The following is a 21,014-nucleotide window of genomic DNA, read 5'->3' as shown; positions in this document are numbered from 1 at the left end:
GCGCCGGCCGGCTGCCGGCCGCCTCCGGAGCCTGCGTCCGCTGAGCCGCCGGGGCCCGCGTCCGCCGCGCCCCCGCCCCCCGTCATCCCCTGATCCGCCACAGTCCGAAAAGGAGCACAGCCATGCACATCCTCATGATCGAGTGCAACCCGAACGGGATCGCCGGTATCGCGAACGCCCTGGAACTGGGCCACGACGTCACCCTGGTCTCGGTCGACCCCGACTTCTACCTCAGCGTCTCGCCGCTGACCGAGGCCGCCTACGCCCACCCGAACTGCCAGGTCGTCAAGAGCGAGCAGGCCTTCTCCCTCGACGAGCTGACCGACCTGGCGCGGCGGCTGCACGAGGCCAAGCCGATCCACGGCGTCACCACGTACAGCGAGTACCACACCGTGCACACCGCCGCCGTCGCCGAGGCGCTCGGCCTGCCCGGCATGAGCGTCGACGGCGCCCGCAACGCCCGGCACAAGCACCTGACCCGGACCACCCTGGCCGGCACCGGCATCCGCCAGCCGCGCTTCGCGGTGGCCACCGACCCGGCCGAGGTGGAGGCCGCCGTCCGCGAGGTCGGCTTCCCCTGCGTGGCCAAGCCCTCCGACGGCACCGCCAGCCTCCACGTCCTGCACCTCAAGGACGAGGCGGACCTGCGCGAGTACCTCGCCGAGCTGGCCCAGGTCGCCGACTACGGGCGCGGCGTCGTGCGCATCCCGGAGATCGTCATCGAGGAGTTCGTCACCGGCGAGCTGATCTCCGTCGAGTCCTGCGTGCTCGCCGGGGGAGAGGTGGTCAACCTCGGCCTGACCGACCGCTCGCTCAGCGGGTTCCCGTACTTCATCGAGATGGGCCTCACCTACTTCAGCGGCCACCCGCTCCAGGAGGAGCTGTTCGCCGCCACCACCGCCGTGCTGAACGGGCTCGGCGTGGACTTCGGCTTCATCCACACCGAGTGGCTGCTCGGCCCGGACGGCCCGGTGCTGTGCGAGGTCAACGGCCGCCTGGCCGGCGGGATCGTGCCGACCCTGATGGAGATCACCTCCGGCGTGGACCCGTACCTGGAGGTCATCCGCCAGGCCCTCGGCGAGCGGCCCGAGCTGGCCTTCCCCCGCGAGACCACGGCCAGCGGCCACTGGTTCGGCTCCCCGGTCGCCGGGACGGTCGAGGCGATCGGCTTCGACGCCCTCACCGACCTGCCCGGCTTCCACAGCGCCCTCGGCTACAAGAAGCCCGGCACGGCCGTGAACCGGCTGTCCCGCAGCAACTTCGACTGGATCGGCCACATCATCTTCACCGGCGGCGACCGGGACGAGGCCGCCAAGCGCTGCCAGGACGGCCTGGACCGCATCGACCTGCGCCTGTCGGTCGAGGTGGCCCGGTGAGCGCGGCCACCCCCGAGCAGCGGCGGCCCGCCGTACTGTCGGGCGTGGCCGTCCCCGCCCTGGACGCCGAGGCGCTGTTCGACGTGACCGTCGAGGACGGGGTCTTCACCCGGATCGAGCCCTCGGGCACCCGCCGCGGCGACGAGCCGGAGCTGTGGCCCGGCTACACCGAGACCCACGCCCACATCGCCCTGCCCGCCAACTTCGACGACACCGCCGAGGACCCGCGGATCATCGCCCTCCAGTACCTCTACCACGGCGTCACCCACGTGGTGGACATGTTCGGCTACCCGATGGTGGCCGACGCCTGGGAGGCCGGCCGGGCCGCTTCGGACCTGCCGTACCCCGAACTGGTCCACTGCGGCTACGCGGTGACGGCGATGACCAACGCGGCGGGCCTCTCCGGCCACGGCGTGGAGTTCCCGACCCCGGTGTACATGCTCGCGGTCGAGGCCGACCTCGACCAGGCGCTGCGCAACAACGCCGAGCGCGGCGCGACCTTCCTCAAGGTCATGTTCACCGACGGCACCGAGCAGCCGGGCTCCAAGGTGCGCTTCTCCCGGCTGTCGGAGCGGGTGCTGCGGTTCACCGCGCGGATCGCCGCCGAGCGCGGCATCACCGCGGTGATCGACTGCAACACGCTGGAGGAGACCCGCTGGGCCTACGACTGCGGCTTCCGGCTCTTCGCCCACACCGTCCGCGACCGCACCCTCGGCGACGCCGAGTGGAAGGACCTGGCCGGCGCCCGGTTCGTCTCCACCCTCTCCGGGCTGCGCCCGATGGTCATGACGGCCGACGACTTCCTCGCCGCGTACGGCCGCGAGGGCTTCGCCGAGACCCAGGACGTCCGCAACCTGGACGCGGTCCGCGGCCTGGAGCAGCCGTACGGGATCACCTACGGCCTCCAGGAGACCCGCACCGGCGCGCTGGGCGACATGCGCCGCAACGCGCTGGCCGCGCTGCGCGAGGGCAACCTGCTGGTCGGCACCGACTCGGGCAACACCGGTGCCTACCACGGCTACTCCCTGCTCGGCGAGCTCGACCTGCTGCGCGGGGACGACCCCTCGCTCGCCGACGCGCTGCGCCACCAGGCCACCGTCGGCGGCCGGCGCTACTTCGACGAGCTGCGCGGCGAGTCCGGCGCCGCCCACCCGATCAGCGTCGGGGCGCCGGCCACCTACAACCTGCACGCCCCGGGCCGGCCGCTCTCCGCGCTGCCCACCGCCACCGTCGTGCGGGGGACGCCGATCGACCGCGAGGCGGTCGCCCGGGCCATCGCCGGGCTCCGCGCCGCCGCGGCGGCCGGCACGACGACGCACGACACGAAGGAGGGGGCGGCCCTGTGACCGTCGACCGCAAGCGGGCGCTGATCGGCGTCAACGCCGGCATCCTGCTCGCCAACACCGGCAGCTACATCTGGTTCCCCGTGCTGGTGGCCTCGCTCGGCGGGGTGGACAGCGGCTTCTGGGCCGGCGTCGTGATGGCCATGACGTACGTCGGGCGGCTGCTCGCCACCTTCTTCTACGAGGGCGTGGCGCTGCGCATCGGCATCCGCGGTGCGGTCTTCCTCGGTACCGCCCTGGAGGCGGTGGCGCTGGGCCTGATGGGCTTCGGCACCGGGGTGCTGGTCTACGCCGTGCTCGCCTTCTTCATCGGCTTCGGCTCCGGCACCTCCTTCCCCGGCCTGAAGAACGTCCTCGCCTCCTACCCCGACGACGAGCGCCCCAAGGCCTTCTCGACCTTCCAGATGGCCGGTCAGGTGGGCGTGTTCGGCGGCGCCATGCTGGGCGCCGTGCTCGCCGACGTCGAACTGCGCACCCTGTTCTCGGTGGTGTTCGCGATCTTCCTCGCGTTCTGCCTGGCGGCCTCGTCCTTCATCCCCCGGGACGGCTTCCAGCCCCCGGCGCCGGTGGAGCCCGGGGCCGGGGCGGCGGCCCGCAAGCCGCTGTTCTCCACCGCGGTGTTCAAGGGCATCGACATCCGGGGCGCCACCCGCTACTTCCTGCTGTCGGCGGTGTTCTGGTTCCTGTCGATCGGCTTCATCGTCGGCATCCCGCTGCACATGGAGCGGTACGTGCCGCAGTGGGCGCCGTCCTCGCCGTTCTGGATCACCGGGCTGAGCATCCTGGTGCTCCAGTACCCGGTGTTCAAGTTCCTGATCGGCCGGTTCAGCCCGGCCGTGGTGATGGCGATCGGCCTCACCGGCATGACGGTGGCGTTCACCGCCCTCGGCGCGGGGCGCGGCGCGGCCTGGGTGGTGGTCGGGGCGCTGACGGTGGTGCTGGGCGAGATCCTCTTCGTGCCGTCCTTCGACATGTGGATCGCCCGCAAGGTCCCCGAGCGCCAACTCGCCAAGGCGATGGGGGCGATGCACTTCTTCCGCAGCGCCGGGAACATGGCCGGCTCGGTGCTCGCCGGCGTGCTGTTCGACCTGTCGCGCTCCGCCGGGGTGCCGGGCGCGAACTGGTACGTCGACGCGGTGGTGGCCGCCGGCTGCGCGGTGGTCTGCCTGGTGGGCCGGGCGGAGGGCACCGAGGCCGCGGCGGCCCAGGAGGCGGAGGCGGGCACCTCGGACGCCGTGGGCGCCGCGTCCGCCTGACAGAACCCGAGCGGTCGCGCGTCGCGGGGCCGCGGACGGAACGAGAGAGAAAGAGACAGGAAAGAGCAGATGGCAGACATTTGCGTCATCGGCGGGACCCGCTACTTCGGCAAGCTGCTGGTGCGCCGGCTGCTGGCGGCCGGCCACCGCGTCACCCTCGTCACCCGCGGCCGGACCCCGGACCCGTTCGGGGACTCCGTCCGGCGGCTGCGCGCGGACGTCAACCGTCCCGGCGAGCTGGCCGAGGCGGTCGCCGGGGAGCGGTTCGACGCCGTGGTGCACCAGATGTGCTACACCCCCAACGCCGCCGTGGAGGCCTGCGAGGCCTTCGGGGACCGGGCCGGGAAGCTGGTGCTGACCAGCACCATCGAGGTCTACAACCGGGACACCTTCCGCGGGCCGGTCGCCGCACCGGAGTTCGGCGCGCTCGCCCGCGAGGAGGAGCTCGACCCGGCCGGCTACCCGTACGACCTCACCCTGCCCTGGCAGGACGACGACTACCTGGAGGCCAACTACGGCGAGGGCAAGCGCCAGGCCGAGGCCGCGGTGACCGACCGCGCCCGGGTGCCGGTGCTGCTGGCCCGGGTGGCCCACGTGCTGGCCGAGGAGGGCGACTTCACCGGCCGCTACCGCTTCCACGTCGACCGGATCCGGGACGGGCGGCCGATCGTGGCCCACGCCGGGCCGGGCCGGACCTCGCTGGTGCGGGCCGAGGACGCGGCCGGCTTCCTCGCCTGGGCGGCCGTGAACGAGGTGACCGGCGCGGTCAACGTGGCCTCCCCGGACACCGCCGACGTCTACGATGTCGTTGCCTCGGTGGAGGGGGCGACCGGGCTGACGGCCCAGGTCATCGAGAAGGAGGACCCGGCGGGCGACCCCGACCTGTCCCCGTTCTCCTGCCCGGCCGACTTCGCGATGTCGGCCGACCGGGCCGCCTCGCTCGGCTACCGGTTCACCCCCATCGCCGAGTGGCTGCCCGCGCTCGGCCGGGCCGCCGCCGCCGACACCGATCCCACCACCGCCAAGGAGCAGTGATGTTCGACCTCATCGTCATCGTCAGGGTCACCGAGCCGGACGGCGTCCCGGCGGTCGCCGACGCCCTGGCCCGGATGCGGCCGCTGTGCCTCGCCGAGGACGGCTGCGTCAGCTGGGAGGCGTACCACTCGCAGGACGACCCGGGCCGCTTCGTCCTGGTGGAGCGCTGGGCGACCCGGGAGGCCTGGGAGGCGCACGACGGCGGCGACGCGATCCAGAAGGTCTACATCCCGGACATCCTGCCGCGGGTCGAGCGCGAGGTGCACCCCAGCGTTCCGGTCTCCGTGAGCGCCGGCTGAGCACCGGCTGAGCGCGCTGGCCGAGCGCGCCGGCTGAGTGCACCGGCCGCGCCGGAGAACGGCCGGGGCCCACGGCCTCTACCGCGTACGGCTGTCGCGGCGCGGTCGGTGCGGCGTACGGCGGCCCGTCAGATCCGGTCGCAGGCCTGCGCCCGCAGCGCGCGGGCCAGGTCGTCCCGGCGCTCCAGCACCAGGCGGCGCAGCGCCGGCGCGGCCTGCGGGTGCCCGGCCAGCCAGCCGTCGGCCTCGGCCAGGGTCTGCTCGGACGCCTGGGCGAGCGGGAAGAAGCCGCCGACGATCCGGATCGCGATCTCGATGGTCCGGTCGGCCCAGACCCGCTCCAGCAGCTTGAAGTACGGCGCCGCGTAGAGGGCCGTCAGGTCGCGCTGGGAGGGGATCGAGAAGCCCCCGGTGTTGGCCTCGACCAGGGCGCTCGGCAGCTCGTCCGAGTCGATGACGGCCGACCAGGCGGCGGCCTTGGCCTCCGCGGTGGGCCGGGCGGCCAGGCACTGGGTGTGGTGCCGCTTGCCGCTCGCGGTGTTGTCGGCGGCCAGCTCGGCGTCGAGCTCCTCGTCGGCGGCCTGGCCGGCCGCGGCCAGCGCCAGCCACAGCGACCAGCGCAGGTCCTGGTCGACCTCCAGGCCGTCGATCCGGGCGCTGCCGGACAGCAGGCCGCGGACCAGGCCGAGGTGCTCGGCGCCGCCCGCGGTCTGGGCGAGGAAGCGGGCCCAGGCCAGCTGGTGGTCGCTGCCGGGGACGGCCTCGCGCAGCTCGCGCAGGGCGCCGTCGGCGAGCAGCCGGCCGCCCTCGCCGCGCCAGGCCGGGTCGGCGTACAGGTCGACGGCGGTCTTGGCCTGGGCGTGCAGCGACTGGAGCACGCCGATGTTGCCCTCCCGGCCGGCGAAGCGCAGCACCAGGGCGACGTAGTCGCGGGCCGGCATCAGGCCGTCCCGGGTGAGGTTCCAGACCGCGGACCAGGTCAGCGCCCGGGCCAGCTCGTCGCGGATCTCGCCGAGGCCGGCCCGCAGGTTCTCCAGCGACTCCTCGTCGAAGCGGATCTTGCAGTAGGTCAGGTCGTCGTCGTTGAGCAGCACCAGCGCCGGGCGGGGCAGGCCGGCGGCCTCGGTGACGACGGTCCGGGCGCCGGTGACGTCCAGCTCGATCCGCCCGGTGCGGACCAGGGCGCCGTCCGCGTCCCGGTCGTACAGGCCGACCGCGATCCGGTGCGGGCGCAGCACGTCGCCGTCCTGGAGCACGGCCAGCTCGGTGATCCGGCCCTCGGCGTCGGTGGTGACCTGCGGGGTGAGCGCGTTGACCCCGGAGGTCTGCAGCCAGGCGGCGGCCCAGGCCTTGAGGTCGCGGCCGCTGGTCTCCTCCAGCACCTCCAGCAGGTCGCCCAGCTCGGTGTTGCCGAAGGCGTGGCGCTTGAAGTAGCGGCGGGCGCCCTCGAAGAACGCCTCCGAACCGACGTACGCCACCAGCTGCTTGAGGACGGAGGCGCCCTTGGCGTAGGTGATCCCGTCGAAGTTGAGCTTGGCGTCCTCCAGGTCCCGGATGTCCGCGGTGATCGGGTGGGTGGTGGGGAACTGGTCCTGCCGGTAGGCCCAGGCCTTGCGCTGGTTGGCGAAGGTGACCCAGGCCGAGGAGTAGCGGGTGCGGGCGCCGATCAGGCCGTAGGAGCCCATGAAGTCGGCGAAGGACTCCTTCAGCCACAGGTCGTCCCACCAGCGCATGGTGACCAGGTCGCCGAACCACATGTGCGCCATCTCGTGCAGGATGACGTTGGCCCGGGCCTCGTACGCGGCGTCGGTGACCTTCGAGCGGAAGACGTACTCCTCGCGGAAGGTGACGCAGCCGGGGTTCTCCATCGCGCCGATGTTGTACTCGGGGACGAAGGCCTGGTCGTACTTGCCGAAGGGGTACGGGTAGTCGAACTGCTCGTGGAAGAAGTCGAGTCCGAGCTTGGTGACGCCGAGGATCTCGTCCGCGTCGAAGTACGGGGCCAGCGACTTGCGGCACATCGCGGAGAGCGGGATCTCCAGCGCGGTGCCGTCGGCCAGTTCGCGGCGGTAGTGGTCGCGGGCGACGTGGTACGGGCCGGCGACGACGGCGGTGAGGTAGGTGGAGATCGGCCTGGTCGGCGCGAACTCCCAGGTGCGGGCGCCGTCCTGCTCGGTGACGTCCTCGTGCGGGGCGTTGGAGCGCACGTCCCAGGCGGCCGGGGCGGTCACGGTGAAGGTGAACGGGGCCTTCAGGTCGGGCTGCTCGAAGTTCGCGAACACCCGGCGGGCGTCGGCCGGCTCGTAGTGGGTGTAGAGGTAGGTCTCGCCGTCCACCGGGTCGACGAAGCGGTGCAGGCCCTCGCCGGTGCGGCTGTAGGCGCAGTCCGCCTCGACGGTCAGCACGTTCTCGGCGGCCAGGCCGTCGACGTGCACCCGGGCGCCGTCGTAGGCGGTGGCCGGGTCGAGGGCGCGGCCGTTGAGGGTGACCGAGCGGACGGCGGGGGCGAGCAGGTCGAGGAAGGTGTCCGCACCGGGCTGGGAGCAGCGGAAGGTGACGGTGGTGGTGGAGCGGAAGGTGCCGGCCTCCCGGTCCGGGGCCGAGGTCACGTCCAGCCGGACCTGGTAGCCGTCCACGGCCAGGATGCTGGCCCGCTGCTGCGCCTCGTCGCGGCTGAGGTTCTTGCCCGGCACGGCGGTACTCCTTTGTCCGGCTCGCACGGTGGTGCGCCTGTGGGTGGTGCGGTCTCGGCGCGGGGTGTGCCCCGCGCACGCGGGGTCATCCTTTCACGCCCCGCGGCGTCAGTACCATTGCACAGGCCGCCGCGTTCGCACCGGAATCAGCGGTGCGGGGCGGGTGTTGGCGTTCCCGGGGCGGAACTCCTCCGTGTCCCGGACCACCTCACGAAGGGCACCCGCAGTGACGACTGCCGCTGAGCGCAAGACCGCCGACTTCTGGTTCGACCCGGCCTGTCCGTGGGCGTGGATGACCTCCCGCTGGCTGATCGAGGTCCAGCAGGTGCGTCCGGTCGACGTGCGCTGGCACGTGATGAGCCTGTCGGTGCTCAACGAGCACCGGGACCTCCCGGAGAACTACCGGGAGCTGCTGGACAACGCCTGGGGCGCGGTGCGGGTCTGCGTCGCCGCCGCCGAGCAGCACGGGCCGGAGGTGCTCGGACGGCTCTACACCGAGCTGGGCGTGCGCTTCCACAACCAGGGCCTGCCGCAGAACCGGGAGACCGTCGAGGCCGCCCTGGTGGCCGCGGGCCTGCCCGCCGAGCTGGCCGGCGCGGCCGACACGGACGCGTACGACGAGGCCCTGCGCGCCTCGCACCAGGAGGGCATCACCCTGGTCGGCGAGGACGTCGGCACCCCGGTGATCGCGGTCGAGGGCGCGGACGGCGAGCGGGTGGCCTTCTTCGGCCCGGTGGTCACCCCCGCCCCGAAGGGCGAGGCCGCGGCCCGGCTGTGGGACGGCACCCTGCTGGTGGCCTCCACCCCGGGCTTCTACGAGATCAAGCGCACCCGTACGGCCGGCCCGTCCTTCGAGTAACGGCGCCGGACACGCGGCAGGGCCCGGTACCGCTCGGTACCGGGCCCTGCCGCGTGCGCGGGGAGGTCAGCGGAGCGCGGCGGCGTCCCGGCGCTGCTTGAGCAGCCCGGCGACGGTGAGCGCCGCGACCAGCACGCCGGCCGCGTACAGCTGCTGGCGGTTGCCCTCGGTGGTGGTCATCAGGGCGAGGATGCCGGCCACGGCGGCCATCGCGATCCAGGTCAGGTACGGGTAGCCCCACATCTTCACGGTGAGCAGCTCGGGGGCCTCGCGCTCCAGCCGGCGGCGCATCCGCAGCTGGACCACGCAGATGAACAGCCAGACCACCAGGATCGCCACGCCGGTGGTGTTCATCAGCCAGGTGAACACGGTGTCCGGCCAGAACTTGGCGGCCAGCACGGCGCCGAAGCCGAACAGACAGGAGGCCAGGACGGCTCTGCGCGGCACCCCGCCGCCGACCTTGGCCAGCGCCTTGGGGCCCTGGCCGCGGCCGACCAGCGAGTACGCCATCCGGGAGGCGCCGTAGATGTTGGCGTTCATCGCGGACAGCAGCGCGACCAGCACCACCACCTGCATGATCAGTCCGGCGGCGGGCACCCCGAGGTGGCTCAGCACGGTGACGTACGGGCCGTCCGCGACGACCTTCGGGTCCTTCCAGGAGACCAGGGTGACCACCAGGGCCATCGAGCCGATGTAGAAGATCGCGATCCGCCACACCGCGGTGCGCACGGCGTTGGCGACGTTCTTCTTGGGGTCGTCGGACTCGGCGGCGGCGATGGTCACGGTCTCCAGACCGCCGTACGCGAAGACCGAGGCGAGCAGGCCGACGATCAGCCCGCTGACGCCGTTGGGCAGGAAGCCGCCCTCGCCGGTGAGGTTGTGCGCGCCGGGGGCGCCGGGGCCGATCACCCCGGCGATGCCGAGCCCGCCGAGGACCAGGAAGGCGATGATCGCGGTGATCTTGATGGCGGCGAACCAGAACTCGAACTCGCCGAAGTTCTTCACCGCGGTGAGGTTGCTGGCGCAGAAGAAGGCCATGAACAGGGCGACCCAGACCCAGGCGGAGACGCCGGGTATCCAGCCGTTGACGATCTTCCCGGCGGCGGTGGCCTCGGCGGCGACGCCGCAGCAGAGCATCACCCAGTACATCCAGCCGGCCGTGATCCCGGCCCAGGGGCCGATCTCCTTCTCGGCGTGCACCGAGAACGAGCCGGAGGCGGGGCGGGCGGCGGACATCTCACCGAGCATCCGCATGATCAGCATGACCAGGAGGCCGGAGAGCACGAACGCCAGGATGATCGCCGGGCCGGCGGCCGCGATGCCGGCGCCGGAGCCGACGAAGAGGCCGGCGCCGATCACGCCGCCGAGGGCGATCATGGACAGGTGGCGCTGCTTCAGGCCGTGGGTGAGCTGCTGGCCACCCGGCGCCGGGGCCGCGGCCGGTCGGGTGCCGTCGGGGGTCCCGGGCGCCGGAGGGGCGGAAGTGGGGGCCATAGGGGTGGTTCCAGACTGTGCGGTATGCGACATGAGCTGTCCAATATCCGGCGCCGCCGCTGTCCATGCCAAAGATGATCGGTTCGGGCCCAGTATGCGGACCATGCCGAAACCCAAAGTGATCATGTTGTGACCAGGGGTTGTCCCGAGTCGGTTCCGACAACGCCCGAGGGCGGGGGTTTGTCCGAAACCGTGCCGTTCGCCCAGTGGATCACCACGTAGGTTCACAGGTGTTCACTCACCTGGACTCTCACGGAGGAGCCCCGATGGCCACTGCCACCACCCCGATACCGCGCCGCGCCGTCCTCGCCGACCTGCTGCCCGCCGCCTCCACCCGCCTCGGCGCCCAGGCCCGCGACCTGGCCCTGGTGGCCGGCGGCGCCGCGCTGACCGGCGTGGCCGCCCAGCTGTCGGTCAACGTCCCCGGCTCGCCGGTCCCGGTCACCGGCCAGACCTTCGCCGCCCTGCTGGTCGGCACCGCGCTCGGCACCCGCCGCGGCGCCGCCTCGCTGGTGCTGTACCTGCTGGCCGGCATGGCGGGCCTGCCCTGGTTCACCGGCGGCGCCACCGGCTGGGCGTTCCCGACCTTCGGCTACGTGCTCGGCTTCGTCGTCGCCGCCGCCCTGACCGGCGCGCTGGCCCGCCGGGGCGCCGACCGCACCCCGGTCAACACCGCCGTCACCATGGTCCTCGGCAGCCTCGCCATCTACGCGGTCGGCGTCCCGTACCTCGCCCTGTCGCTGCACGTCCCGCTCGCCCGCGCCGCCGAGCTCGGCCTCTACCCGTACCTGGTCGGCGACGCCCTCAAGGCCGCCCTCGCCGCCGGCGCCCTGCCGCTGGCCTGGAAGCTGCTCGGCCGGCGCTGACCACCCCCGCCGCGCCGACCGCTCCCCGCCGGCGCCCCCGTTGTCGGGCCCGGGCGCACGCGCATGCCACACTCATGGCATGCGCGTGTACCTGGGCTCAGACCATGCCGGATACGAACTGAAGAACCACCTCGTGGAGTGGCTCAAGGGGGCCGGCCACGAGCCGGTCGACTGCGGGCCGCACATCTACGACGCCGAGGACGACTACCCGCCGTTCTGCCTGCGCGCCGCCGAGCGCACCGCCGCCGACGAGGACGCCCTGGGCATCGTCATCGGCGGCTCGGGCAACGGCGAGGCGATCGCCGCCAACAAGGTCAAGGGCGTCCGGGCCGCGCTGGCCTGGAGCGCGCAGACCGCCGAGCTCGGCCGTCAGCACAACAACGCCAACGTGATCTCCATCGGCGGCCGCATGCACACGGTCGAGGAGGCCACCGGCTTCGTCGAGGTCTTCCTCAAGACCCCCTACAGCGGCGAGGCCCGGCACACCCGCCGGATCGAGATGCTGAGCGAGTACGAGACCACCGGCGAGCTCCCGCCGATCCCGGCCCACCACCCGCAGGGCTGATCCCGCCACCCACCCTCTCCGGCGGCCGGTCGCACGCTCCCGTGCGACCGGCCGCCGCCGTCTCCGGGCCCCGGAAGCGCGTGACGCGCCCGGAACGGCCCCGCGCCGCCTGTGGGATCGGCCACAGGCCCCCGCGCGCCGGAACCCCCGCGCGCGGGGCGCACGCGCCGCCCGCACGGTTCGTACGCCCAACCCGCGCAGGCCTCCTGACGGCACGCCCGCAACCGTTCCGATCGGCCGAAACCCGGTGGACGCCCCGCGCTCCGGCGCCACCGCCCGCCCCCGTCCCGTCGACGCCGGGCGGTGCCCGTGGATAGGGTCGGACCCCATGGCTGGCAGAGCGCCGGGCACACCGCCCCAGACGACTGCGACGAGGCCCGGCGCCGCCCCGGCGTCCGAGTCCGTGACGGCCCGGTTGCGCAAGAGGCTCCGCCGGGTCCGCCGAAGGCTGCGCACGGCCGGGGTGGACTACTTCCGCGGCGGCGCCGCCGACTGGCCGGTGCTCTGCGCGCTCGCCCTGCTCGTCCCGCTGCTGATCATGCTCAACATCTGGATCCCCGGCTGGGCCCCGCCCACCTCCCTGGTCCTGCCGATCCTGGCCGGCGCCCTGCTGCTGCGCCCCGGCAGCCTGGTGGTGCTCTACGCGCTGGCCGCCCTCGGCCTCTCCTCCGAGTCCGTGATCCACACCGGCCAGCGGGTCGCCAGCAACAACCCCGAGGCGTACCTCTACGGGGTGACCCCGGGTGCGGCCCTGGTGGTCGGCGCCGCCGGCGTGGGCGGCCTGCTGCTCGCCCAGTTCCGGGCCCGGGTCGGCGTGCCCTGGTGGGGCGGCTCCACCATGCTGTTCGACCTGCGCGAGCGGCTGCGGGTGCAGAGCCGGGTGCCCGAGCTGCCGGACGGCTGGCACGCGGACATGGCGCTGCGCCCGGCCGGCGGCCAGTCCTTCTCGGGCGACTTCGTGGTCGCCGCGCGCACCGGCCCCGGCCAGCGGCTGCTGGAGGTGGTCCTCGCGGACGTCTCCGGCAAGGGCATGGACGCCGGCTCCCGCGCCCTGCTGCTCTCCGGCGCCTTCGGCGGCCTGGTCGGCTCGCTGCCCGCGCACGACTTCCTGCCCGCCGCCAACGGCTACCTGCTGCGCCAGTCCTGGGAGGAGGGCTTCGCCACCGCCGTCCACCTGGTGCTGGACCTGGACACCGGCGAGTACGAGCTGCTCTCGGCCGGGCACCTGCCGGGCATGCAGCGGCTGGCCGGGGAGGGGCGCTGGGAGGTCAAGCAGGCCGAGGGCCCGCTGCTGGGGATCTACGACGGCGCCAAGTTCGAGGGCGTGCGCGGCCGGCTGAACCGGGGCGACGTGCTGATGCTGTGCACCGACGGCATGGTCGAGGCGCCGGGCCGGGACCTCGGGGAGGGCATGGACCGGCTGATGGGGGAGGCGGACCGGCTGGTGCCCGGCGGCGGACCCGGCACGGGCGCGGGCGCCGCGGGCGCGCTGATCGAGACGGTCGCCCGGGACATCAACGACGACCGCGCCGTGCTGCTGCTCTGGCGCGACTGACGCCCGCCGACGCCCGCCGACGCCCGCCGACGCCCGCCCGGCCCCCGTCGCCGGGGCACATGCCGGAGGCAGCCGCGGCTGTCAAGCCTGGCAGCTGATCTTCAGCCAAATCGGACGCCCCGTCGACTGACCGGACCACTGGCTTCCGTTACCCGCCCCCGACGGTTTCCCGGCCGCTCAGCACGGCCCCGCCGACGATTCGTCAGGACGGCTCCGCTATCGTCCCGGTCGGCGGAAACTCGTCTCGCATCGCAGGATATCGGCGTTGGGCTGACTTTCAGACCTTTACGCAATCGGCACGGTCGACCACACTGAGTCCGGGCGGGACTGTTCAGGATTCGGGGGATAGGGGGCGTCACGTGCGGCACGACAGACAGCGGTCGACCGCGGGCTCCCTCACCGGCGGTGTGCCGGACGGTCCGCGATTCCGCCTCGGGACCGTCGGACAGGCCGGGGTCCGGCTTTCGCAGGTGCCGCCGGGCGGCGGCACCACGCTATGAAAACGAGGAAGTGAGTCCGGGTGGCACTCTCCGTCTCCGCACTGGTCCTGTTCGCGATCCTGTGCATCATCTTCATCCGCAACAAGCAGATGAAGATCCCGCACGCGATCGTCGCCGCCCTGTTCGGCTTCATGCTGCACGAGACCACGGTCGCGACCTCCATCAACTCCCTGCTGGCCAACCTCGCGCACAGCATCTCCGGCATCACCGGAGGCTGATCCGGCGCCGGGCCGTCCGCACCCCCGCCGCGGGGCTACCGGCCGGCCCGTCTGGCTTCCCGCCAGCGAGCGAACAGTCCCCGGGGGCGCGCGGCCGCCGGGGCCGGGACACGCATCGGTGCGGGTGCCACGGCACCCGCCGACGTGTGCTGCCCCGACGCCGCCGGCTCGGCCGTCAGCAGGACGAACAGCCGGGCCCAGCACAGCCGTTCACCCCGCGGCCAGTCCAGCGCGCGCAGCGCCGCCGAGGCCGCCTCCGACACCTCGCCGCCCACCCGGACCTCGGCGACGTCGTCCCCCGCCTTGCCGCCCAGGAAGAGCTTGACGCCCACCGGCCCGGTCCCGGTCAACTCCGCGCGCAGCGCGGGCGCGAGCGCCGGCAGCACCCGGTGCTCGGCCAGCCAGCCCGCCAGGTGCTCGTTGCCGAAGCCGAACACCGCGGCCGGCCCCTGCACCGCCCGCCAGCCCGGGAGTTCGGGCAGGGCCGGGCGGTCGGCGTGCACCCCGCGGCCCTCCGCGAACTCGACCAGCACCGGGGCGGTGGTGGTCGCCCACATCTTCACCGCGTTGGCGAGCTTCTCCTCCTCGGTCTTGCCGAGGCCGGCCGCGCAGTCCCACACCACCGGGGCGTCCGCCCGGCCCAGGTGCAGCACGAAGCCGAGGTCCACGTGCCCGGCGCCGTCGTCCCCGGGGTGCTCGCGGACCGCCACCGCCGTGGTGCCGGGGCCGCGGACCACCTCGCCGTCCGGGCGGAACACCTGGCCCAGCCGCGCCATCTCGCGGACCACACAGCGCTGTATGACGGCCAGCCGCTCCTGAGGACCCACCGGGACTCCTCCACCTCGGGAGCGCGCGGATGAGGTCGCGCTCGAACTCCGCTCGAACGCCGCCGAGGCTATCGGCCTGGCAGCCCACCGGGAAACCGTGCGGACCCTGCGGCCCTCCGGTCGCGGAAATGTCCGGCATGCCCCACTTTGGGCAGCGGAACCTGAAGGCCGTCCGCCCGGAGGACCCGCATGCCCCGCAGTACCGCCCCGCCCCCGCCCGTCCTCCTCGCCCCCGGTCCGCCGCCGTTCGGCCCCGCGGACTCCGGACTGGTCGCCGAGATCGAGGCCTACCTCGCCTCGCTGCCCGCCCCCGCGCGCACCCCGGTGCCGTACGTCTGCCCGTACGGCAGCACCATGCGGCCCTGGCAGGCCGGCCACCCCGAGCCCCGGGCGACCCTGCTCGACCGGGCGCTGGGCCGGCCCGCCCGGCCCGTCCCGGTCGCGGCGGCCGACCACCTCAGGCTCGCCTCCCGCTACATCGGGGCGCACGGCTGGCTCCAGGGCGCGATGTGGGACGAGGCCGGCCGGGTCTGCCTGCTCGGCGCGCAGGCCGCCGTCCTGGCGCACGGCTACGGCACCCCGGCCACCGTGCGCACCGCCCGGGTCCAGCTGATGGAGGTGCTGCACGCCACCGGCCGCCCGGCGCGCTCCCCGGACGAGTACAACGACCGCCCGACCACCCGGGAGGGCGACGTCCACCAGCTGCTGGACCGGGCCGCCGCCCGGGCCGCCCGGCTCGGGCTCTGAGGCCCCGCGGCGCCTCCGGGGAGGCCCCCGCGACGCTTCCGGGGGTTTCCGGGCGGGAAAACGTCGACGGCCCCGGTGTGCTGGGCACACCGGGGCCGGACCGGAGAGCGGGCGACGAGAATCGAACTCGCGTGACTAGTTTGGAAGACTAGGGCTCTACCATTGAGCTACGCCCGCACGACCTTCCCAGCCGTCACCGGCCGGAAGTTCGGGGGACAGCCTACCTGGTCCGGCCGCCCGCGTGCACACCGGATCGCGCACACCCCCTGCGCGCCCGCGCGGTATATCCCGCGTCGCGCCCGGGCGGATTGTGTCGGCGAGCCGCCCAGGCCCGGCGTGTACGCTTCCTCTCGGCACCACGGGGTGTGGCGCAGTTTGGTAGCGCGTCCGCTTTGGGAGCGGAAGGCCGTCGGTTCGAATCCGGTCACCCCGACAGTGCGGCAGGGTCTCGTCCGTAGGGGCGGGGCCCTGTTCTGTCTCGGCGCTCCCGGACGGCGGTACGGTGGCGCCTGGCGTCCGCCTTTGGTGGTACCGGTAGGATGGGGCGCTGGCGGTAGTCCCTGTGGCGTCAACCCAGGTCAACCGCACGAGGGCGAGGAGTCAAGCTCACCGTCCACCCCACGGGAGATGCAGCTCCAACCGCCCATCGCCCGTCTCGTCCGACCCCCCTTCCGGCTCCGTCCGGACGACGGGGACGGGCGGAGACAACCTGACCGCAAGCCCCTAGGAGACCTAACCGTGAAGAGCGCCGTCGAGACTCTGAACCCGACCCGGGTTCGACTCACCGTCGAGGTGCCCTTCGAGGAGCTCAAGCCCAGCCTCGACGCGGCGTACAAGAAGATCAACCAGCAGGTCTCGGTCCCGGGCTTCCGCAAGGGCAAGATCCCGAACCGGGTCATCGACCAGCGCTTCGGCCGTGGCGCCGTGCTGGAGGAGGCCGTCAACGACGCCCTGCCGCGCTTCTACACGCAGGCCGTCGACGAGGGCAAGATCGAGGTCCTCGGACAGCCCGACATCACCAACATCGAGGGTGTCGAGAAGATCGCCGATGGCGGCGACCTGAAGTTCACCGCCGAGGTGGACGTTCGTCCCGAGGTCACCCTGCCGGAGTTCTCCTCCATCGAGGTGACCGTCGACCCGATCGCCGTCTCCGACGAGGACATCGAGAAGTCGCTGGAGCAGCTGCGCGAGCGCTTCTCCTCGGTCAAGGACGTCGAGCGCGCCGCCGCCGCCGGTGACATCGTGGTCGTCGACCTGGTGGCCAAGGTCGACGGCGAGGTGCCGGAGGACGGCACCGCCAACGGCGTCAGCTACGAGATCGGCTCGGGCCGTCTGATCGACGGCATCGACGAGGCCGTCATCGGCCTGTCGGCCGGCGAGGAGAAGACCTTCGAGACCGAGCTCAAGGGTGGCACCCAGGCGGGCAAGACCTCCGAGGTCTCCGTCACCGTCACCGCCGTCCAGGAGAAGGAGCTGCCCGAGCTGGACGACGAGTTCGCCCAGCTGGCCAGCGAGTTCGACACCCTGGAGGACCTGCGCGCCGACTCCCGCAAGCGCCTGGAGCGCATGAAGGAGTACGACCAGGCCACCCAGGCCCAGGAGAAGGTCCTGGACGCGCTGCTCGCGCTGGTTGAGATCGAGTACCCCGAGAAGCTTCTCAAGGACGAGGTCGAGACCCGCAAGCACAACGTGGAGCACCACCAGCTCCAGCCGATGGGCCTCACCATCGACGCGTACCTGGAGACCCAGGGCAAGACCCGCGAGGAGTGGGACGCGGAGATCGAGGAGCAGGCGAAGAAGGGCATCAAGACCCAGTTCGTCCTGGACCAGATCGTCGCCAACGAGGAGCTGGGTGTTAACCAGGAGGAGCTCACCGAGCACCTCATCCGCCGCGCCGCCGGCTCGGGCCTGACCCCGGACCAGTTCGCGCAGCAGGTCGTCCAGGGCGGCCAGGTTCCGCTGCTGGTCGGCGAGGTCGCCCGCGGCAAGGCGCTGGCCACCGTGGTCGAGGCCGCCAAGGTCGTCGACACCGAGGGCAACGAGGTCAACTTCGACGACGAGGACGAGACGGCCGAGACCGTCGAGGCCGCCGCCGAGGAGACCGCCGCCGAGGAGAAGACCGAGGCCTGAGCGCCCCGGTAGCCCCTTCCGGCCGCAGCGGGCCCGGACGCCGTACGGTGTCCGGGCCCGCTGTCGTCCGGCCCGGCGGCCGCCGCGACCCTGCGCTCACAGCGAACAGTTCTGCGTGAGGGATTCTGCGGCCGGGCCTGCGCGTTAGGGTCCTTGGACAGCAACAATCACGACGTGATACCCGGAAGCTGTGCGACACCGCGACGGCCGTGGAGCGACCGTCCAAATCGACTGAGCAGGTGGCTAAGTGACGTTCCCGCAGATGCAGATGCCTGGCCCGATGGCACCGCACGCCGCCGCTGGTGACGTGCTCGGCGGCCTTGGCGACCAGGTCTACAACCGGTTGCTCAACGAGCGGATCATCTTCCTCGGCCAGGCGGTGGACGACGACATCGCCAACAAGATCACCGCGCAGCTGCTGCTGCTGGCCGCGGACCCGGAGAAGGACATCTTCCTCTACATCAACTCCCCGGGCGGCTCGATCTCGGCCGGCATGGCGATCTACGACACCATGCAGTACATCAAGAACGACGTCGTCACCATCGCGATGGGCATGGCGGCCTCGATGGGCCAGTTCCTGCTCACCGCGGGCGCCCCGGGCAAGCGCTTCTCGCTGCCGAACTCCACGATCCTGATGCACCAGCCCTCCGCGGGCCTCGGCGGCTCCGCCACCGACATCCGGATCCAGGCCGAGCAGCTGCTCCGCACCAAGAAGCGGATGTCCGAGCTGATCGCGCACCACAGCGGCCAGTCCTTCGAGCAGATCACCGCCGACTCCGACCGCGACCGCTGGTTCACCCCGGAGGAGGCCCTGGAGTACGGCCTCATCGACGCGATCATGCACAGCGCCGCGGACGTCCCCGGCGGCGGCGGCACGGGCGCTGCCTGAGCCTCGGCCCGGCCCGCGACACCACAGCCCCAACGCCTCGGAGGACAAGGACCCCCATGAACATCCCCAGCCTGTCGGCCGCCCAGGCCCGCGTCGAGGACATGCGCGCCGAGGGCCGCTACATCGTCCCGCGCTTCGTCGAGCGCACCACGCAGGGCATCCGCGAGTACGACCCGTACGCCAAGCTGTTCGAGGAGCGCATCATCTTCCTCGGCTCGCAGGTCGACGACGTCTCGGCGAACGACATCATGGCGCAGCTGCTGTGCCTGGAGTCGATGGACCCGGACCGCGAGATCCAGATGTACATCAACTCGCCCGGCGGCTCGTTCACGGCCCTGACGGCCATCTACGACACCATGCAGTACGTGAAGCCGGACATCACCACGGTCTGCATGGGCCAGGCGGCCTCCGCCGCGGCCGTGCTGCTCGCGGCCGGCACCCCCGGCAAGCGGATGGCGCTGCCGAACGCCCGGATCCTGATCCACCAGCCGTACACCGAGACCGGCCGCGGCCAGGTGTCCGACCTGGAGATCCAGGCCAAGGAGATCTTCCGGATGCGCGAGCAGCTGGAGGAGATGCTGTCCAAGCACTCCAACCGGACGGCGGAGCAGGTGCGCGAGGACATCGAGCGCGACAAGATCCTGACCGCCGAGGAGGCCGCCGAGTACGGCCTGATCGACCAGATCATCTCCACCCGCAAGACCTCGCTGACCTCCTGAGGTCGGCTCCCTCCGGCCCGCGAGCGGGTCGGCGGGGCCCGTCGGGGCGGGGTGCGCACACGGGTGCGCACCCCGCCCCGGCCCATCGGCGGGCCCGTGCGACGGCATCTGTTCGGTATCAATTCGCCCAGGGCGTAGGGCAGACCTGGCGAAGAGGACGGAATCACGGGCCCGGCAGAGTACCGTCGGATAGCGAGACCGAGCGCCGTCGGCGTTGACGGTCCACAGCACCAGGCCCCGGAACCCCTGCGGGGCCCCTGGCGAAGGGGAAGCACCTCGTGGCACGCATCGGAGACGGTGGCGACCTGCTCAAGTGCTCGTTCTGCGGCAAGTCGCAGAAGCAGGTGAAGAAGCTGATCGCCGGCCCAGGCGTGTACATCTGCGACGAGTGCATCGACCTGTGCAACGAGATCATCGAGGAGGAACTCGCCGAGACCTCCGAGGTGCGCTTCGAGGAGCTCCCGAAGCCGCGCGAGATCTACGAGTTCCTGGACCAGTACGTGGTCGGCCAGGACCTCGCCAAGAAGGCGCTGTCGGTCGCCGTCTACAACCACTACAAGCGGGTCCAGGCGGGTGAGGCGGGCCGCAGCGGGGGCAACGGCCGCGAGGACGCCATCGAGCTGGCCAAGTCCAACATCCTGCTGCTGGGCCCCACCGGCTCCGGCAAGACGCTGCTGGCGCAGACCCTGGCCCGGATGCTGAACGTGCCGTTCGCGATCGCGGACGCCACCGCGCTGACCGAGGCCGGCTACGTCGGCGAGGACGTCGAGAACATCCTGCTCAAGCTGATCCAGGCGGCCGACTACGACGTCAAGAAGGCCGAGACCGGGATCATCTACATCGACGAGATCGACAAGGTCGCGCGCAAGAGCGAGAACCCGTCGATCACCCGGGACGTCTCCGGCGAGGGCGTGCAGCAGGCCCTGCTGAAGATCCTGGAGGGCACCACCGCGTCGGTGCCGCCGCAGGGGGGCCGCAAGCACCCCCACCAGGAGTTCATCCAGATCGACACCACGAACGTGCTGTTCATCGTCGGCGGCGCGTTCGCCGGCCTGGAGCGGATCATCGAGGGCCGCGCGGGTGCCAAGGGCATCGGCTTCGGCGCCAACATCCGCTCCAAGCGGGAGTCGGACGCCAGCGACCACTTCCGCCAGGTGATGCCCGAGGACCTGGTGAAGTTCGGCATGATCCCCGAGTTCATCGGCCGTCTGCCGGTGATCACCAGCGTGCACAACCTGGACCGCGAGGCGCTGCTCCAGATCCTCACCGAGCCGCGCAACGCGCTGGTCAAGCAGTACCGCAAGCTGTTCGAACTGGACGGCGTGGAGCTGGAGTTCTCCCGGGACGCGCTGGAGGCGATCGCCGACCAGGCGATCCTGCGCGGCACCGGCGCGCGCGGGCTGCGGGCCATCATGGAGGAGGTGCTGATGTCCGTGATGTACGAGGTCCCCTCGCGCCAGGACGTCGCCCGCGTGGTGGTCACCGGGGACGTCGTCTCCAAGCACGCCATCCCCACCCTGGTGCCGCGCGACATGATCAAGCGCGAGCGCCGGGAGAAGAGCGCCTGACCCGAGGCCGACGCCACGAGGAGGGTGTGGTGCGGAGGATGAGGTGGCCCTCGTCGGACTCGCGGAGTTCGACGG

Annotated in this window: 18 protein-coding genes and 2 tRNA genes; 16 read left to right on the top strand and 4 right to left on the bottom strand. The window is 72.4% G+C overall.

The window, feature by feature from the left end; all coding sequences use genetic code 11:
- The first annotated feature begins 122 nt into the window (after positions 1-122).
- The 5 genes from ACWDCZ_RS32440 (at position 123) to ACWDCZ_RS32420 (ending at position 5,309) form a co-directional block, all read left to right on the top strand.
- Positions 123-1,376, top strand: a complete 1,254-nt coding sequence (locus ACWDCZ_RS32440; protein WP_049648966.1) for an ATP-grasp domain-containing protein — start codon at positions 123-125, stop codon at positions 1,374-1,376.
- A complete protein-coding gene (locus ACWDCZ_RS32435; protein WP_388044121.1) occupies positions 1,373-2,722 on the top strand; it encodes an amidohydrolase family protein in 1,350 nt (449 codons plus the stop codon). The genes ACWDCZ_RS32440 and ACWDCZ_RS32435 overlap by 4 nt, the downstream gene beginning before the upstream one ends.
- Positions 2,719-3,975, top strand: a complete 1,257-nt coding sequence (locus ACWDCZ_RS32430) for an MFS transporter (protein WP_074000679.1) — start codon at positions 2,719-2,721, stop codon at positions 3,973-3,975. The genes ACWDCZ_RS32435 and ACWDCZ_RS32430 overlap by 4 nt, the downstream gene beginning before the upstream one ends.
- A gap of 69 nt (positions 3,976-4,044) precedes the next feature.
- Positions 4,045-5,010: an NAD-dependent epimerase/dehydratase family protein gene (locus ACWDCZ_RS32425; RefSeq protein WP_049648964.1), complete on the top strand. Its 966-nt coding sequence runs from the start codon at positions 4,045-4,047 to the stop codon at positions 5,008-5,010.
- On the top strand, positions 5,010-5,309 hold the full coding sequence (locus ACWDCZ_RS32420; RefSeq protein WP_049648963.1) for a putative quinol monooxygenase: 300 nt from the start codon (positions 5,010-5,012) through the stop codon (positions 5,307-5,309). The genes ACWDCZ_RS32425 and ACWDCZ_RS32420 overlap by 1 nt, the downstream gene beginning before the upstream one ends.
- 128 nt (positions 5,310-5,437) lie before the next feature.
- On the opposite strand, the gene pepN is transcribed toward ACWDCZ_RS32420, so the two are convergent.
- On the bottom strand, positions 5,438-8,002 hold the full coding sequence (gene pepN, locus ACWDCZ_RS32415; RefSeq protein ID WP_449817709.1) for an aminopeptidase N: 2,565 nt from the start codon (positions 8,000-8,002) through the stop codon (positions 5,438-5,440).
- A gap of 226 nt (positions 8,003-8,228) precedes the next feature.
- Between pepN and ACWDCZ_RS32410 the strand changes: the two genes are divergently transcribed.
- Positions 8,229-8,861, top strand: coding sequence for a mycothiol-dependent nitroreductase Rv2466c family protein (locus tag ACWDCZ_RS32410; RefSeq protein WP_049648961.1), 633 nt, complete (start codon positions 8,229-8,231; stop codon positions 8,859-8,861).
- A gap of 66 nt (positions 8,862-8,927) precedes the next feature.
- On the opposite strand, the gene ACWDCZ_RS32405 is transcribed toward ACWDCZ_RS32410, so the two are convergent.
- Complete coding sequence (locus ACWDCZ_RS32405) at positions 8,928-10,355, bottom strand: amino acid permease (RefSeq protein WP_117487765.1); 1,428 nt, start codon at positions 10,353-10,355, stop codon at positions 8,928-8,930.
- Positions 10,356-10,621: 266 nt separating this feature from the next.
- Between ACWDCZ_RS32405 and ACWDCZ_RS32400 the strand changes: the two genes are divergently transcribed.
- From ACWDCZ_RS32400 to ACWDCZ_RS32385, 4 genes are all read left to right on the top strand, one after another.
- Positions 10,622-11,221, top strand: a complete 600-nt coding sequence (locus ACWDCZ_RS32400) for a biotin transporter BioY (RefSeq protein WP_074000683.1) — start codon at positions 10,622-10,624, stop codon at positions 11,219-11,221.
- 79 nt (positions 11,222-11,300) lie between these two features.
- Entirely contained in the window at positions 11,301-11,786 is a 486-nt protein-coding gene (locus tag ACWDCZ_RS32395; protein WP_049648958.1) for a ribose-5-phosphate isomerase, read from the top strand.
- Between the two features lie 328 nt (positions 11,787-12,114).
- Positions 12,115-13,341, top strand: coding sequence for a SpoIIE family protein phosphatase (locus tag ACWDCZ_RS32390; RefSeq protein WP_079271718.1), 1,227 nt, complete (start codon positions 12,115-12,117; stop codon positions 13,339-13,341).
- A gap of 520 nt (positions 13,342-13,861) precedes the next feature.
- The gene (locus ACWDCZ_RS32385; RefSeq protein ID WP_049648957.1) at positions 13,862-14,059 is read left to right on the top strand and encodes a hypothetical protein; all 198 of its coding nucleotides are present in this window, start codon (positions 13,862-13,864) and stop codon (positions 14,057-14,059) included.
- Positions 14,060-14,094: 35 nt separating this feature from the next.
- Here the strand turns inward: ACWDCZ_RS32385 and ACWDCZ_RS32380 are convergent, their stop codons facing one another.
- Entirely contained in the window at positions 14,095-14,886 is a 792-nt protein-coding gene (locus ACWDCZ_RS32380) for a DUF6348 family protein (protein WP_143204453.1), read from the bottom strand.
- Between the two features lie 189 nt (positions 14,887-15,075).
- Between ACWDCZ_RS32380 and ACWDCZ_RS32375 the strand changes: the two genes are divergently transcribed.
- Positions 15,076-15,633, top strand: a complete 558-nt coding sequence (locus ACWDCZ_RS32375; RefSeq protein ID WP_449817708.1) for a DUF6197 family protein — start codon at positions 15,076-15,078, stop codon at positions 15,631-15,633.
- Between the two features lie 106 nt (positions 15,634-15,739).
- Here ACWDCZ_RS32375 and ACWDCZ_RS32370 read toward each other — a convergent pair.
- Positions 15,740-15,810 (bottom strand) — tRNA-Gly (locus ACWDCZ_RS32370).
- A gap of 182 nt (positions 15,811-15,992) precedes the next feature.
- Here ACWDCZ_RS32370 and ACWDCZ_RS32365 point away from each other — a divergent pair.
- The 5 genes from ACWDCZ_RS32365 to clpX all read left to right on the top strand — a co-directional run bounded on the left by ACWDCZ_RS32365 (position 15,993) and on the right by clpX (position 20,939).
- Positions 15,993-16,066: transfer RNA gene (locus ACWDCZ_RS32365), tRNA-Pro, on the top strand.
- Between the two features lie 305 nt (positions 16,067-16,371).
- A complete protein-coding gene (gene tig, locus ACWDCZ_RS32360) occupies positions 16,372-17,763 on the top strand; it encodes a trigger factor (RefSeq protein WP_049648954.1) in 1,392 nt (463 codons plus the stop codon).
- Positions 17,764-18,031: 268 nt separating this feature from the next.
- Positions 18,032-18,652 (top strand): ATP-dependent Clp protease proteolytic subunit, encoded by a 621-nt coding sequence (locus ACWDCZ_RS32355; RefSeq protein WP_049648988.1) that lies wholly within the window; start codon positions 18,032-18,034, stop codon positions 18,650-18,652.
- Positions 18,653-18,708: 56 nt separating this feature from the next.
- A complete protein-coding gene (locus ACWDCZ_RS32350; RefSeq protein ID WP_049648953.1) occupies positions 18,709-19,371 on the top strand; it encodes an ATP-dependent Clp protease proteolytic subunit in 663 nt (220 codons plus the stop codon).
- 278 nt (positions 19,372-19,649) lie between these two features.
- The gene (gene clpX, locus ACWDCZ_RS32345) at positions 19,650-20,939 is read left to right on the top strand and encodes an ATP-dependent Clp protease ATP-binding subunit ClpX (protein ID WP_045696864.1); all 1,290 of its coding nucleotides are present in this window, start codon (positions 19,650-19,652) and stop codon (positions 20,937-20,939) included.
- Positions 20,940-21,014: the final 75 nt, after the last annotated feature.

The organism is Kitasatospora sp. NPDC001225, assembly GCF_053597855.1.
This window is presented reverse-complemented; position numbering and strand designations above follow the sequence as displayed.